The 14,865-nt window shown below is 75.6% G+C and carries 9 protein-coding genes and 2 pseudogenes; 2 read left to right on the top strand and 9 right to left on the bottom strand.

What is annotated here, in order from left to right:
• Positions 1-135 precede the first annotated feature (135 nt).
• From ACZ7RU_RS04330 to ACZ7RU_RS04300, 7 genes are all read right to left on the bottom strand, one after another.
• Positions 136-1,944, bottom strand: coding sequence for an ABC transporter family substrate-binding protein (locus ACZ7RU_RS04330; RefSeq protein ID WP_470339435.1), 1,809 nt, complete (start codon positions 1,942-1,944; stop codon positions 136-138).
• A 93-nt stretch (positions 1,945-2,037) separates the two neighbouring features.
• On the bottom strand, positions 2,038-4,638 hold the full coding sequence (locus ACZ7RU_RS04325) for a SpoIIE family protein phosphatase (RefSeq protein WP_470339434.1): 2,601 nt from the start codon (positions 4,636-4,638) through the stop codon (positions 2,038-2,040).
• Between the two features lie 228 nt (positions 4,639-4,866).
• Positions 4,867-7,614 carry a SpoIIE family protein phosphatase gene (locus ACZ7RU_RS04320; RefSeq protein ID WP_470339433.1) on the bottom strand — a complete coding sequence of 916 codons (2,748 nt, stop codon included), beginning with the start codon at positions 7,612-7,614 and terminating at the stop codon, positions 4,867-4,869.
• A gap of 139 nt (positions 7,615-7,753) precedes the next feature.
• Complete coding sequence (locus ACZ7RU_RS04315) at positions 7,754-8,347, bottom strand: NUDIX domain-containing protein (RefSeq protein WP_470339432.1); 594 nt, start codon at positions 8,345-8,347, stop codon at positions 7,754-7,756.
• A 32-nt stretch (positions 8,348-8,379) separates the two neighbouring features.
• Complete coding sequence (locus ACZ7RU_RS04310) at positions 8,380-8,571, bottom strand: SPOR domain-containing protein (protein ID WP_470339431.1); 192 nt, start codon at positions 8,569-8,571, stop codon at positions 8,380-8,382.
• 168 nt (positions 8,572-8,739) lie between these two features.
• Positions 8,740-10,116, bottom strand: coding sequence for a DUF4190 domain-containing protein (locus ACZ7RU_RS04305; RefSeq protein WP_470339430.1), 1,377 nt, complete (start codon positions 10,114-10,116; stop codon positions 8,740-8,742).
• Between the two features lie 308 nt (positions 10,117-10,424).
• A complete protein-coding gene (locus tag ACZ7RU_RS04300) occupies positions 10,425-11,243 on the bottom strand; it encodes a methyltransferase domain-containing protein (protein WP_470339429.1) in 819 nt (272 codons plus the stop codon).
• Between the two features lie 176 nt (positions 11,244-11,419).
• Here ACZ7RU_RS04300 and ACZ7RU_RS04295 point away from each other — a divergent pair.
• Positions 11,420-12,567, top strand: a pseudogene (locus tag ACZ7RU_RS04295) (dihydrofolate reductase family protein).
• A gap of 56 nt (positions 12,568-12,623) precedes the next feature.
• Entirely contained in the window at positions 12,624-13,286 is a 663-nt protein-coding gene (locus ACZ7RU_RS04290; RefSeq protein WP_470339428.1) for an HAD-IA family hydrolase, read from the top strand.
• A gap of 48 nt (positions 13,287-13,334) precedes the next feature.
• On the opposite strand, the pseudogene ACZ7RU_RS04285 reads toward ACZ7RU_RS04290, so the two are convergent.
• Both ACZ7RU_RS04285 and ychF read right to left on the bottom strand, forming a co-directional pair.
• Positions 13,335-13,559: pseudogene (locus ACZ7RU_RS04285) on the bottom strand (type II toxin-antitoxin system Phd/YefM family antitoxin); the annotation flags it as partial.
• Positions 13,560-13,757: 198 nt separating this feature from the next.
• On the bottom strand, positions 13,758-14,831 hold the full coding sequence (gene ychF / locus ACZ7RU_RS04280; RefSeq protein WP_470339427.1) for a redox-regulated ATPase YchF: 1,074 nt from the start codon (positions 14,829-14,831) through the stop codon (positions 13,758-13,760).
• Between the last annotated feature and the right edge of the window lie 34 nt (positions 14,832-14,865).

The raw sequence follows: 14,865 nt of genomic DNA, 5'->3' as shown, positions 1-14,865 counted from the left end.
ATCACAGGCGGATCACGCGCCCTTCACCTCACGGCCGGGCCCCGGCACCCTTCCGTTCGTGATCCGACGGCTCCGTGCCCCGTTGCCCCGGACCTGCCGTCCCGGCGTCGAACGCCGCCTCTCGGGACAGGGCGGCTAGCCGCTCCAGCCCACGTCCTGGAAGCGCGGCCACCCGAAGCCGTACGCACCCGCGCCGACCACCCCGGTGCGGACCCCGACCAGCTCCGGCCGCTGGTAGAGCGGCACCGAGTGCCCGAGCTGCCAGATCCGTACGTCCGCCTCCTGGAGCAGGTCCAGCCGGGCCGCCGGGTCCGGTTCGGCGGCGGCCCGGTCGAACAGCCGGTCGATCTCCTCGGTGCCGCCGCGGCCGAAGTTGCCGCCCGGGTCGGGCACCCCGTCGGGGTCCGGCCGGGGCTTGGCGTAGGCGGGACGCTGTTCGCCCGCCGGGCTGGGGCCGACCGGCCAGGAGAGGAGCGCCAGGTCGTAGTCCCCGGCCGTCAGGTGCTCCCCGACGAAGGACTCGGCGGGCGCGGGCACCTGCCGCACCGCGATCCCGGCCTCCGCGAGGCCGGCGGTGAGCGCGTCGGCGGTGCGCCGGGCGGTCGCCGAACCGGCCGGGACGAGCAGCGAGAGGGCGAGCGGCTTGCCGTCCCTGGTCCGGGCGCCCCCGCCGACGGGCCGCATCCAGCCCGCGCCGTCCAGCAGCCGTCCCGGGTCCTCCTGGCCGGCGGCGCCGCTGTTGTCCCGGTAGCCCTCCTGGTCGCCCGCGAGCAGGTGGTTGCCCAGCGGCGCGGCGGGCAGGCCGAGCGGGGTGAGCGCGGCGTCGGCGACCCGCCGCCGGTCGACGGCCCGGGTGAGGGCGCGGCGCACCAGCGGGTCGGTCAGCGGGCCGCGCGCGGTGTTGAGGGTGAGCTGGGTGAGCGAGGCCGCGGCGGCCCGGTGCACGGTGACGCCGGGCAGCGACTCGGCCCGCCGCAGCGCCAGTGCCGCCGCCTCGGGCGCGGCCGCGGGAGGCGGCGCGGCGGATCCGGAGGCGGAGGCGGCAGCCGAAGCGGGGGCGGGGGAGGCGGCCGGCACCGCGCGGTCCACCGCCGCGGTGAGCGGGGCGACGTCCAGCCGGCCCTGGTCCAGCGCGTCCAGCCGCCGGTCGGGCGGCACGGCGAGGAAGTCGATCCGGTCGGCCTTCGGCCGGTCGCCCCACCAGAGCGGGCTGCGCGCCAGGGTGACCGCCCCGCCCTCGGCGTCGTACCGGGAGACGGTGTACGGCCCGGCGGTCGTCCGGCCGCCGGTCAGCGGCCGTTCGAAGGCGGCCGGGGTGGCCGTCTCGGCGGCCGGGTAGAGCGGCCCGAACAGCGAGCGCCACTCGGCGTACGGCCGCCGGAAGGTCACCCGCACCTCGTGCGGGTCGGCGCCCTGGACGACCGACTCGACGGCGTCGTACCCGGCCGTCCTCCTGCCCCGGTAGGCCGGGTCCAGGCCGGACAGCGCGGTCCGCTGGGCGTCGAGGTCGGCGGCCGAGATCGGGGTGCCGTCGCTCCAGACGGCGCGCGGGTTGAGCCGGTAGGTCACCACCTGCGGCAGCTGCCCGGGCGGGGTGGACTCGGCGCCCGCCAGGTAGTCCGGGTCGGGGACGAGCCGGCCGTGCTCGTCGGGCCGGAACAGCGAGGGGTACAGCGCGTGGGCGAGCAGGGCCGAGTCGGCGGTCGCCGTGACCTGGTAGGCGTTCAGCGTGGCCGGGACGCCGTCCACCGCCCAGCGCAGCGTGCCGCCGTCCTGGACGGTGCCCCGGTCGGCGCCCCGGACGTCCCCGGTGGTGGCGGTGGGCTCGGCCGGGACGGGCGCGGGGGCGGGGGTGCGGGCGGGCCCCGGGTCGCCGGAGCAGCCGCCGAGGCCGGCGGCGAGCAGCAGCGCGGCGGCTGCGGTGGTGAGCTGGCGGACGCGCATGGCGGCCATCGAACGCCGCCCCGGGCGCCGGGCCGGGGCCGACACGGCGGGCCGCCGGGCGACTGCACCCGACCGGCCCACCACCGCGATCGGCTACAGCCCCAGCTCGAACCAGACGATCTTGCCCTTGGGGGTGCGCCGGCTGCCCCAGCGCTCCGCCAGCAGGCTGACCAGCTGCAGGCCGCGCCCGCCCTCGTCGGTCTCCTGGGCGCGCCGCTGCCGGGGCTGCGCGTAGCCGTCGTCCCACACCTCGCAGACCAGGCTGCGCTCGCGCAGCAACCGCAGCCGGATCTCGCCCCGCCCGTGCTTGAGCGCGTTGGTGACCAGCTCGCTGACCAGCAGCTCGGTGGTGTCGACCAGTTCCTCGAGCCCCCGGGAGAGCAGCCAGCTGCACGCCAGCTCGCGGGCCTTGGCCACCGAGGTGGGCTCGGGCGGCAGGAACCAGTTGCCCACGGCGTCGTCCGGGAAGGCGTGCACCTTGGCCATCAGCAGGGCGATGTCGTCCTCGCCGTGGTGCGGGTTGAGCTCGCCGAGCACGTGGTCGCAGAGGTCCTCCAGCCCCTTGCCCTGGTCGGAGAGCGCCGAGCGGAAGGCCCGCAGGCCCTCGTCCAGCGGGTGCTTGCGGCTCTCCACCAGACCGTCGGTGTAGAGGGCGAGCACGGCGCCGTCCGGGAGGTCGATCTCGACCTCCTCGAAGGGCTCGCCGCCGACGCCGAGCGGCAGGCCGGGCGGCACGTCGAGCATCCGGGAGCCCTCGCCGGGGCTGAGCAGCACGGGCGGCAGGTGGCCGGCGTTGGCGAAGATGCAGCGCCGGGTGACGGCGTCGTAGACCGCGTAGACGCAGGTGGCCAGGTAGACCTCGCGGGCCTCCTCGTCGGCCGTCGAGGTGAGCCGCCCGTACTGGGTGGGCGGGCCGGCCGGCACCGAGTCGTCGCCGAGGCCGCGGGCGATCTCGTCCAGGGCGCCGAGCACCTCGGCGGGGTCGAGGTCGAGCATCGCCAGGGTGCGCACGGCGGTGCGCAGCTGGCCCATCGCGACGGCGGCGCGCAGGCCGCGCCCCATCACGTCGCCGATGACCAGCGCGGTGCGGTTGCCGGGCAGCGGGATGACGTCGAACCAGTCGCCGCCGACCTCGGTGTTGTTGTTGCTGGGCAGGTAGCGGCAGGCGATCTCCAGGCCGCTGGCGGCCGGGTTGCCCGGGGGCAGCAGGCTGCGCTGGAGGATCAGCGCCCGCTCGTGCTCGCGCCGGTAGAGCCGGGCGTTGTCGATGCAGACGGCGGCGCGGGCGACGAGTTCCTCGGCGATCGCCACGTCACGGGCGTCGAAGGGCTCGCTGCCGATCGCCCGGGAGAGCTGGACGAGGCCGAGCACCTGGTCGCGGGCGACCAGCGGGACGATCAGGGTGGAGCGCAGCAGCGGGTCGGGCCCGGGCTCGGGGACGACGCTGCGGCCGGTGCGCAGCGCCCGGGCGTGCGGGGAGCGGCGCGGGTAGCAGAGGGTGCCGCCGGCCTCGGCGATCGGCAGGCCGGTGACCGAGCCGAGCACCGAGGAGGCGCCGCCGACCACGCTGGAGACGGCGACCCGGCGCAGTTCGCCGCTGCCGTCGGTGAGCACGGTGTCGCCGAGCCGCCCGGCGCTGGGCACCGTCTCGCCGGAGAGCAGCGCGGTGTAGAGGTCGACGGTGGCGAGGTCGCAGAACGGCGGGACGACGACGTCCAGCAGTTCCTTGGCGGTGGTCTCCAGGTCCAGCGTGGAGCCGATGTGGGCGCTGGCCTCGTTGAGCAGCGCCAGGTTGCGGCGCACGCCGTCGGCCTCGCGCTCGGCGACGTGCCGGCTGGTGACGTCGGAGACCTGCCCGGCCACGCCCGTGGTCTGCCCGGCGGAGCCGTTCAGGCGGTACAGCGAGACGGCCCAGAGCCGGTTGCCCTCGCGGGTCGGGACGGCGCCGTGGAAGCGCAGGTCGAAGACGGGCTCGCCGGTGGCCAGGACCTTGCGCAGGGCGGCGGTGAGCCGGTCGGCCTCGGACGGCGCGAAGAGGTCGTGCGGGGTGAGGCCCTCCAGATCGGTGGGGACCAGGCCCATGCCGGAGGCGAAGGCGTCGTTGACCCGTTGCAGCCGCAGCCGGTCGTCGAACAGCACGAAGCCGGTGGGCGTCTGCCCGAAGACGGCCTCGGAGGCGGCGAGGTCGGTCTCGATCCGGCGCAGCCGCCCGAGGTCGACGGCCAGACAGGTGGCGCCCGCGGTGGGCAGGGAGCTGTCGGGCATCAGGTAGAGCTCGGCGAGGCCCTCGCCGCCGTCGGCGTCCCGGTACGGGGTGGTGCCGACCCACTCCTCGCCCGCCAGGGTGCGCTCCAGCCGGGCGCGGCCGCGCTGCCAGAGCTCGCGGGGGACGAAGGTGGTGATCGGGTCGGAGCCGACGGCCTCGGCGGCCGGGACGCCGAAGAACTCGGCGGCGCGCTCGCTCCACTGGCTGATCCGCCCGTCGGGGCCGATCGCGAAGGTGGCGACCCGGATGTAGTCGTAGATCGAGCCCGGCTCGCCGCCGCCCCACGCCCGGTCCTCGGGGACGGGGCGGTGGCCGCGGCCGGTGACCGCGCCGTCCGCCACGGGCAGGTGCACGGAACCGGCCTGCCCGGGTACGGCGGCATGACCGCTGCTGCTCGGCGACGCGCTCCGCGCCGGAGTGCTGTTCAACGGACCGACCCCTCCAACCCGCGACCGTCCGGATGTCGAGAAGACCGAGTATTCATCATCGAGGGGTGCGTTCACACGCCCTCAACATCACAACATCAGATCGGGCGAAGGTTTTTGTCCTACCGCCCGCGCAACCACAATGCCACGCTCGCGCCCCCTTCCGGAGCGCGCGCTCCCCCTGAGCGCCCGATGGCATATGCGGCACCGCTCCCCTGCTGTTCGCTCCGCTCACGATCCGTCGGACTCATTACCCGGCAGCGCCTGCTCGAACCAGACCACCTTGCCGATGCCCTCGGCCCGGGCGCCCCAGCGCAGCGCCAGCCGGTGGACCAGCTCCAGACCGCGCCCGCCCTCGTCGGCCTCGGCCGCGTGCCGCTCCCGGGGCGGGTCGGGCAGCGGGTCGGAGACCTCGACCAGCAGCGTCTCGCCGAGCGTCAGCCGTACCCCGATGGGGGCGCTGGCGTACCGGACGGCGTTCGTGACCAGCTCGCTGACCAGCAGTTCGGCGGTGTCGGTGAGCTCCTCGACGCCCCACTCGACGAGCGTGGCGCGGACCAGCCGACGGGCCCGGGAGACGGCAGTGGGCTCGGCCGGCAGGGTCCAGCCCGCCGTCGGGGTGCCGGCCTGGCCGTGGCCGAGCCGGGCCAGCAGCAGTGCGACGTCGTCCGGCTCCCGGCCCTGCTCCATGGTGTCCAGCACCGCCTCGCAGGCGGCCTGGATGGAGGCGTGCGGCTCCTGGAGCACGGTGACCAGTCGGCCGAGGCCGACGTCCAGGTCCTTGTCCCGGGACTCGACCAGGCCGTCGGTGCACAGCGCCAGCAGGCTGCCCTCGGGGATCTTCAGTTCGACCGATTCGAACGGAACTCCGCCCACGCCGAGCGGGGCACCGGAGGGCAGGTCGAGGATGCGGCCGGTGCCGCCCGGCAGCCGGCCACCGGTGCGGGTCGGCTCCCCGGCGTCCTTGCCCGGCACCACCAGCACCGGCGGGATGTGCCCGGCCTTGGCGACGGTGAGCCGGGCCGTCGCCGGGTCGAAGACCGCGTAGACGCAGGTGGCCAGCAGCGCCTCATCCGGGCCCTGGGCGAGGTCGTCGGCCAGCTCGTGGACGTGCCGCAGCAGGACGTCCGGCGGCAGGTCGAGGGCGGCCAGCACCCGGACGGCGGTGCGCAGCCGCCCCATGGTGGCGGCGGCCCGCAGGCCGTGGCCCATCACGTCGCCGACCACCAGCGCGGTGCGGTCGCCGGGCAGCGGGATGACGTCGAACCAGTCGCCGCCGACCTCGGTGCCGCTGCTGCCCGGGACGTACCGGTAGGCGACCTCGACGCCAGTGGGCTGCGGGACCTGCTGCGGGAGCAGGGTGCGCTGGAGGGTGAGCGCGGCGGTGCGCTCGCGGGCGTAGAGGCGGGCGTTGTCCAGCGAGCTGCCGGCCCGGTCGGCCAGCTCGACGGTGAAGGCCAGGTCGTCCCGGTCGAAGCCCTCGCGGTAGCCGGCCCGGCTGACCAGCAGCAGGCCGATCACGATGCCGCGGGCGCGCAGCGGCACGACCAGCGTCGAGTGCACGCCGAGGTCCCGGGCGGCCTGCATCTTCGGGTCGCCGGGGTAGGTGACGTCGTCCAGCTGCTCGGCACCGGAGAGCAGCTCGGGCACGCCGGTGCGCAGCACCCGGCCGCAGACCGACTCCTCGGCGAAGGTGATCCGGGCGCCGCGGCGCAGCATCACCTCCACCTCGGGGCCGTCCTGGACGGAGGCGGTGCCGAGCTGGAGCAGCGAGGTGCGCCGGTCGTGGCCGTGCCGGGGCAGGTCGTCACCGTGCGCGACGGCCTGGAGCAGGATCACCGCCGAGTGGTCGGTCAGCCGGGGGACGACCGAGCCGGCCAGCTCCTGGGCGATCCGGGAGGCGTCCAGCAGGTCGCCGACCCGGGAGCCGAACTCGTTGAGCAGCGAGAGCCGGCGCCGGGCGTGCTCGACCTTGGCGACCGCCCGGTAGCGCTCGGTCACGTCCATCACGGTGCCGGAGATGCCGAGGACCCGGCCGGAGCGGTCGGTCATCCGGCTGTAGGAGATCGAGCGGTAGCCGGCCCGGGTGGTGACCGGGGAGGCCAGGGTGACGTCGATGACCGGCTCGCCGGTGGCCAGCACCTGGCGCTGGATGGCGGTGATCTCGTCGGCGGCCCGCTCCGGCAGGGTCTCCCCCGTGGTGCGGCCGACGTGGTCCTCCGGGGCGACGCCGTTCATCTCGGCGAGGGTCCGGTTGACGGCGGTGTAGCGCAGCTCGGTGTCCATGATGGCGATGCCCAGCGGGGACTGCTCGAACAGCGCGTCGCGCACCGCGAGGTCCCGCTCGACGGCCCGGACGGCGGCCGCCTCGGCCATGTTGACCTGAAGGAACGGGGTGCCGTCGCCGTCCACCAGGAGGGAGATCCGGGCGTCCACGGCGACCGGCAGGCCGTCCCGGTCGCGCAGCTCGGTGTAGCCGGCCCAGCGGCCGTGCCGCAGGGTGTCCTGGATCGCGGCCCTGATCCGGGCGACCTGCTCCCGGTCGGGGATCAGTTCGTCGATCCGGCGGCCGACCAGCAGCTCGTTCGGCCAGCCGAGCAGTTCCTCGGCGGCCGGGCTCCAGAGCACCACCCGGCCCGCGGTGTCCAGGATCGCGATGGCGACCTTGAGCATGTCCAGCAGGCTGCCCTCGGCGGCCGTGCCGTGGCCGCCCTGGGCGTCGGCGGGCCCGCCGGGGAACGGCCGGGCGGGGCGGCTGCGCAGGCCGGACCGGGCGCCGGGGTCGGCCACCGCCAGGGTCGGCGCGGGATGGTCGGGCCGCACGGTGTCGGGGGCCTCGACGGTGCCGCCGCGGCGACGGCCGACGGACGGCTGGGGGGCGGCCGGACGGGCGGCGCGGCGCAGTCGGGCGCGGGCGGCGGCGCTCCCCGCGGATCCTGGCCGCCGCTCTCCCCCGCCGCCGTTCCCGGTACTCGACACCGACGGGGCCTCCGGCTCTGGTCGGGATCGGCGTCGCCGGCTGGGGACGGCTCACCGATGGTGACGAATAGTGCCGAAAAGTGACATACCCAGCAGCACCCAGGCTATCCCGGGCCCTGGGTCGTCTTGTCCGATTGACCTACCCGGCGGACGGCGCGTCGCCCGCCGTCGGCACGCCGTCCGGGGCCCCTGTCCGGGCGTCCGCGCGGGCGCCTGCCCGGGGGGCGGTCCGGGCCCCTGCCCGGGCGTCCGTCCTCAGCAGGCGGGCGACGTGCGGCAGCACGTCACGGTCGTGGTCGATCCAGTCCACGGCGTCCAGCTCGTCCGGGCCGAGCCAGCGCAGCGCGTCGTGGTCCTCAAGTGCGCGCGGCTCGCCGGCCAGCAGTTCCGCGGCCCAGAAGCGCAGCTCCAGGCCGGGGCGCACGGCCCACGCGCCCGGCAGCCGGGTCAGCGCGCGCGCCCGGACGCCCAGTTCCTCCAGCAGCTCCCGCTCCAGTGCCTGCGCCTCGGTCTCGCCGGGCTCGGCCTTCCCGCCGGGGAACTCCCACCGGCCGGCCACCGACTCGGGCGCGCTGCGCCGGGCGGCGAGCACCCGGCCGTCGCGGACCAGCGCGCCGCCGACCACGATCCGGGGGGCGGGGGTCTCGGGGGCGGCGGGGGTCGTGGGACTGGCGGGAGCGGCGGGGCTGCCGGGTGTCCCGGGCGTGGGGTGGCTGGCGTGGGTCGCGTCCATGGCCCCGACCCTACGACCTGTCGCGGTGCGGCTCAGGCGTTGCGGACCGTCCCGTCCGCCGCCTCCGGCCGGGCCTCCCCGTCCGCCTCGACCCAGTACATCTGCTTGTGGCCGCGGGCCTCGAACTCGGCGGCCAGCCGCCGGGCCCCGGCCCGGTCGAGGTCCCTGGCGACCAGGAAGCGGTTGCCGTTGTCGTCCTGCCGCATCACCCGGTAGGTCCCCATGGCGGGAGCGTACCGGGGGGCTCCGCGGGCCGTGCTGCTCCGGGACCGGCCGAGCTGGTCCCCGGCTCGCGTGGGGGTCGGGCCGGGGACGTGCCCACGACCGTACGGCCGGCGGGTTACCGGCAGGTACGGGCGCGGTCAACGGCCGGTAACCGGGTGCACGGCCGCTCAGACCCGCAGGTCGGGCGCCTGCTCGCCGGTGGACAGCCCCAGCCCCCGGCGGACCTCCAGGTTCGTCGGCGCCGTCCTGGCCACCAGCGCCCTGGCCCGGCGGACGTCGCCCGCCACGTCGTCGCCGGAGGCCGCGGCGTCCCAGGCGGCGGCCGCCTGGGACTGGGCTTCGACCAGCTTGGCGATGTTCGGCTGGACGGCGGCCGGCCAGGGCACCGACAGCCCGCCCAGCACCGCCGCCTCGGTCCGGGAGGCCACGGCCACCCGCCGGGCCCACGCCCGGTACTCGGCCTCGGCCCCGGCGGGGTCCCCGTCCGGCGGGTCCAGGTAGACGTCGTTGAAGCTGCGGACGGCCTCCAGGTAGGCCAGCTGGGGCGCGGTCAGGCGGCTCCGGTCGGTGCGGACCGTCCCCTGGTGCCGGTCGTCGCGGTCCTCGAAGGCGCAGGTGACGGACCGCGCGCCGGACTCCCAGTTCCGGGCGGTCGGGTAGAGGTAGACGTCGTCCATGCCGTCCGGGACGACCCACTGGTCGAGCGCGTAGCCGTCCAGCACCGTGCGGCACAGCCGGCCGGCCGACTCACGGGCCTCGCTCTCCCCCGGATAGAGGCCGGTGCCGCTCGGGATCTCGGCGGTGCCCGCCACCTCGCCGTGGTGCGGCTCGGCGCAGGCCACCCGGTGCACCCAGTACACCGTCGCGTCGCCGTTGCCGTCCGCCGTCGACCCGCCCTCGGGGGAGTCGTAGCAGTCGCCGGCCCTGAGATCGGACCAGTGCACCGAACCGGCCGGCGCCTTCGGGGCCTGGCCGAAGCGGCCGGCCCGCGGCGAGCTGAAGTCGGCCGCGCCCAGCAGGAGGGCCAGTAGCACCGTGCCGATCGTGCCGAGCACCAGGCCGGTCACCGCCATGCCGGAGCCGCGCTCCCGGCGGCGCTTGATCTGGACCAGCGCGAGGATGCCGAACACCAGGGCCACCGGGGCGACCAGGAGCAGCCCGGTGACCAGGGAGCCGACCGCGAAGCCGTTGGTGGGGGCGGGGCCGGGGAGGTACCCGGGGAAGGGGGCGGCGGCCGGGCCCTGGCCGGGGCCCGCGCCCGCACCTGGGACCGGGGCGTAGGGGTGGGCGGGCTGGAAGCCGGACTGGGCGGCGGGGATGACGGAGGCCCAGCCGCCGGCGGGCAGCGGGTGCGGCGGCTGGGGCGGGGCGGCCGACGGCGGGACGGCGGCGGGCGGGGCCGGGGCCGGGGCGGCGGACGGACCGGCGGAGAAGTCGGGTGCGGCCCAGGGGTCGACGGGGGCGGGCTGCCCGGGCTCGGGCTCGACGGGGACGGGCTCGACGGGGCTCGGGGCAGGCTCGGCAGCGTCCTTGCGGAAGTCCACCCGGGGGTCCTGACCGGCCGTCGGCGCCTGCGCCGGATCCGTGGCCGCGTCAGCACCCGCGTCGGTACCCGCGTCCGCGCCGGTCCCCGTGACCGCGGGCGACTCCGGCCCCGGGACGGGCGGCCCGGACTCAGGCTTGGACACGTGGACTCCCCCAACCCGCCGGAACGGGCGTCGGCTCGGCGCTCGGCATCATGGCTCGGACCCGAACGGGCCCGATCTGAACGGTCGCGCGACTTTACCCGATCTTTCCGAACGCCTGCCCGCCCTCCCGGTCCGCCCTCCGCCGCCCAGCCGGAGCGGTCGGCTCAGCCCCGGGCCAGGACCTCGCCGTGCAGCATCGAGAACCAGCCGTCCCCGGCGGCACTCCACTCCCGCCAGCCGTCCGCGATCCGGCCCAGCTCGCCCTCGTCCGCGAAGCCCAGCCCGACCGCCGTCCGGCCCAGCGCGGTGCCCGTCACCCGGTCCGCCCACATCCCACCCCACCAGGCACGCTGCTCGGGCGTCGCGTACGTCCAGGTGGAGGCGCCGGCGGTGACGTCGGTGAAGCCGGCCGCGCGGGCCCAGGACAGCAGCCGCCGGCCGGCGTCCGGCTCGCCGCCGTTGGCACGGGCGGTCCGCCGGTACAGCTCCAGCCACCGGTCCAGCGCGGGCACCTCGGGGAACCAGGTCATCGAGGCGTAGTCGACGTCACGGACCGCGACCACCCCGCCCGGCGCGGTCACCCGCCGCAGCTCGCGCAGCGCGGCCACCGGGTCGGCCACGTGCTGGAGCACCTGGTGGGCGTGCACCACGTCGAACTCGCCGTCCCGGTACGGCAGTCGGTGCACGTCGGCGCGCTCGACGACGACATTGGACAGTCCCAGCCCGGCGAGGTGCCCGGCGGCCTGCTCCAGCACCTCGTCGGAGGTGTCCACCGCGACCACCCGCCCCTGCGGGCCGACCAGCCGGGCCAGGTCCGCGGTGATCGTGCCGGGCCCGCAACCGACGTCCAACAGGGCCTGCCCGGGCCGCAGTTCGGGCAGCAGGTAGCCGGCCGAGTCGGCGGCGGTGCGGGAACGGTGCGAGCGCAGCACGGCCTCCTGGTGGCCGTGGGTGTAGACGGCGGCGGGCTGCGGTCCGGTCATGGGGTCCCCCTGGGCGTGGCGACGACTGCGGTCGGCCGCGGTGCTCCGCGGCGCCTCCGACGCTACTCGCCGTCCCGAATCCCGAGAAGATCCGTCTCACATTTCGATCCCACCCGCCTCGGGCGGCACCCGGCCGCCGTACCGTGGAGGCGCCCCCGACAGAACGGTCCCCGCCCATGCCCGGCCCGCGCCCCTACGTCCTGCTGAGCGCCGCCGTCTCGCTCGACGGCCACCTCGACGACGCCTCCCCCGACCGGCTGCTGCTCTCCAACGCCGCCGACTTCGACCGGGTCGACGAGGAGCGCGCGGCCGCCGACGCGATCCTGGTCGGCGGCAACACCCTGCGCGCCGACAACCCGCGACTGCTGGTCAACGACCCCGGGCGCCGGGCCGCCCGGGTGGCGTCCGGCCGGCCCGAGCACCCGCTGAAGGTGACGCTCTCCGCGAGCGGCGAACTCGGCGCCGACCTGCGGTTCTGGCACACCGGCGGCGCCCGGCTCGCCTACACCACGGACGCCGGGGCGGCGGTGCTGCGCCCCCGGCTGGAGGGGCTGGCCGAGGTGGTCGCACTGGGCGGCGCGGTGGACCTCGGCGCGGTGCTGGACGACCTGGGCACCCGCGGGGTGCGGCGGCTGATGGTCGAGGGCGGCGGCGGCGTGCACACCCAGTTCCTGGCCCAGGGCCTCGCGGACGAACTCCAGTTGGCCGTCGCCCCGCTGCTGGTCGGCCAGGCCGAGGCGCCCCGGTTCGTCCGCCCGGCCGCGTTCCCGGGCGGCCCGGCCCGGCGGATGCGGCTGCTGGAGGCACGTACCGTGGGCGACGTCGTCCTGCTCAGCTACGCCCCCAAGGAGCCCGCGCCGTGACCCAGTCCGCGTCCACCGACCTCGACCACCTGCGCCGGGCCGTCGAACTCTCCCGCCGGTGCCCGCCGTCCGAGACGGCCTTCTCGGTCGGCGCGGTGATCGTCGGCGCCGACGGCACGGTGCTGGCGGAGGGCTACAGCCGGGAGACGGACCCGCACGACCACGCCGAGGAGGCGGCCCTGGCCAAGCTCCCGGCGGGCGACCCGCGGCTGCGCGGGGCGACCGTCTACAGCTCGCTGGAGCCCTGCGGACAGCGCGCCTCACGGCCGGTGCCGTGCGCCCGGCTGCTCGTCGCGGCGGGCGTGCCGCGGGTGGTGGTCGCCTGGCGCGAGCCGGACCTGTTCGTCACCGACTGCCAGGGCACCGCGCTGCTGGCGGCGGCCGGGGTCGAGGTGGTGGAGCTGCCGGAGCTGGCCGACGAGGCCCGCGCGGTCAACGCCCACCTGCTCGAACGCGACTGATCTTTTGTATCATTGCTAAACAAAAGCTCGCCGCCCGTTCCCAGAGGAGCCGCCCCATGCCCGCCACCCCCCAACGGCTGACCGCCCGCGCCGTCCTCCTCGACATGGACGGCACCCTGGTCGACTCCGACGCCGTGGTCGAGCGCTGCTTCACCCGCTGGGCCGAGCGGCACGGCCTGGACCCGGCCGAGGTGCTCGCCGTCGCGCACGGCCGCCAGGGCCACGCGACCATGGCCCACTTCCTTCCGGACCGCCCGGTCGAGCTCAACCTGGCCGACAACGAGCGGATTCTCGCGGAGGAGCGCGCCGACACCGAGGGCGTCGTCCCGGTGCCCGGCGCCGCCGCCTTCCTCGCCTCGCTGGCCGGCCACCCGCACGCCCTGGTCACCTCCGCCGACCAGCCGCTCGCCCGGGTCCGGATGGCCGCCGCCGGGCTGCCGCTGCCGCCCGTCCTGGTCACCGCGGAGTCCGTCGGCGCCAGCAAGCCCGACCCCGAGGGCTTCCTCAAGGGCGCCGCCGCCGTCGGCTTCGCCCCCGCCGACTGCCTCGCCTTCGAGGACTCCGGCGCCGGCATCGCCGCGGCCAGGGCCGCCGGCATCCGCGTCGTCGGCATCGGCCCGCGCGCCCTCCCCCACCACCCCGACGCCCACGCCGCCACCCTCACCACCGTCACCGTCACCGCCGCCCCCGACGGCCTGCTCACCGTCACCATCGGCTGAGGACTCCGGGCCACCGGACGGCCTGACCCGTACGGCCACGGGCCGGTGCAGCCCTATGCCGTCCAGCGCGTTGTCGTACGCCTTCAGCAGGCGACGCGCGTTCGCCGGCGAACGCAAGAGGTAGGAGCCTTCGCGCAAGGAGGCGTAATCCTCGGCGGAGACGAGCACGGCATTTCCGTGCTTGGACACGATCTCGACGGCGTCATGATCCTCGTTGACCTTCTTGATCAACGGGAAGAGGTCCCTGCGGGCCTCGCTCGCGGTGATGGACATGGGTGCACCCCTTCGGCGAGCAGTACCGGATGACGCACCACTCGAGCGAGGGCTTCCGGGCGGATCGACGGCCGGTACGGACTCCCGCAAGTCAGCACCCAGTCAGCACGGAAATGAGGAGAGGGGCGGACTCCATGGAGTCCACCCCTCTCCGACCCGCACGCTTGCCACATCAAGTGACATTCAGCAACGGTTTGATCACACGTTGAAGCGGAACTCCACGACGTCGCCGTCCTGCATGACGTACTCCTTGCCCTCGATGCGGGCCTTGCCCTTGCTGCGGGCGTCGGCGATGGAGCCGGTCTCGACCAGGTCGGCGAAGGAGATCACCTCGGCCTTGATGAAGCCCTTCTGGAAGTCGGTGTGGATGACTCCGGCGGCCTCGGGGGCGGTGGCGCCCTTCTTGATGGTCCAGGCGCGGGCTTCCTTGGGGCCGGCCGTCAGGTAGGTCTGGAGGCCGAGGGTGTCGAAGCCGACCCGGGCGAGGGTGGCGAGGCCGGGCTCCTCCTGGCCCATGGACTGCAGGAGCTCCAGGGCCTCGGCGTCGTCCAGCTCGATCAGCTCGGACTCGATCTTGGCGTTCAGGAAGATCGCCTCGGCCGGGGCGACCAACTCGCGCTGGGCCTTCTTGAAGTCCTCGTCGGCCAGCTCGTCCTCGTCCACGTTGAAGACGTAGAGGAAGGGCTTGGCGGTCAGCAGGTGGAGGTCGCGGATCGGGGCGGTGTCGAAGCCGGCCTCGAAGAGGGTCTTACCGGTCTCCAGGATCGCCTGCGCGGCCTCGGCGGCGGCCAGCACGGGGGCGGTCTCCTTCTTGAGGCGCGCCTCCTTCTGGAGCCGCGGCAGGACCTTCTCGATGGTCTGGAGGTCGGCCAGGATCAGCTCGGTGTGGATGGTCTCGATGTCGTCCTTGGGCGACACCTTGCCGTCCACGTGCACCACGTCCGGGTCGGTGAAGGCGCGCACGACCTGGCAGATCGCGTCCGACTCGCGGATGTTGGCGAGGAACTTGTTGCCCAGACCCTCACCCTCGCTGGCGCCGCGCACGATGCCGGCGATGTCGACGAAGTCGACGGTCGCCGGGAGGATGCGCTGGGAGCCGAAGATCTCGGCGAGCTTGGCCAGCCGCTCGTCCGGGACGCCGACCACGCCGACGTTCGGCTCGATCGTGGCGAACGGGTAGTTGGCCGCCAGCACGTCGTTCTTGGTCAGGGCGTTGAACAGGGTCGACTTGCCGACGTTCGGCAGGCCGACGATTCCGATCGTGAGCGACATGAAGCGCAGTCCCGTGGGCTTGGAGGAGTTGGGT

The organism is Kitasatospora sp. NPDC114501 (genome assembly GCF_055633695.1).
Note: the sequence above shows the minus strand (reverse complement) of the source record. Positions and strands in the feature narration are given on the sequence as shown.

What these genes read in the sequence shown, in the direction of transcription:
- ACZ7RU_RS04310 (WP_470339431.1), bottom strand. Translation starts at nt 8,571, where the DNA reads ATGGGGACCTACCGGGTGATGCGGCAGGACGACAACGGCAACCGCTTC.
- ACZ7RU_RS04300 (WP_470339429.1), bottom strand. Translation starts at nt 11,243, where the DNA reads ATGACCGGACCGCAGCCCGCCGCCGTCTACACCCACGGCCACCAGGAG.
- ychF (WP_470339427.1), bottom strand. Translation starts at nt 14,831, where the DNA reads ATGTCGCTCACGATCGGAATCGTCGGCCTGCCGAACGTCGGCAAGTCG.
- ACZ7RU_RS04330 (WP_470339435.1), bottom strand. Translation starts at nt 1,944, where the DNA reads ATGCGCGTCCGCCAGCTCACCACCGCAGCCGCCGCGCTGCTGCTCGCC.
- ACZ7RU_RS04315 (WP_470339432.1), bottom strand. Translation starts at nt 8,347, where the DNA reads ATGGACGCGACCCACGCCAGCCACCCCACGCCCGGGACACCCGGCAGC.
- ACZ7RU_RS04290 (WP_470339428.1), top strand. Translation starts at nt 12,624, where the DNA reads ATGCCCGCCACCCCCCAACGGCTGACCGCCCGCGCCGTCCTCCTCGAC.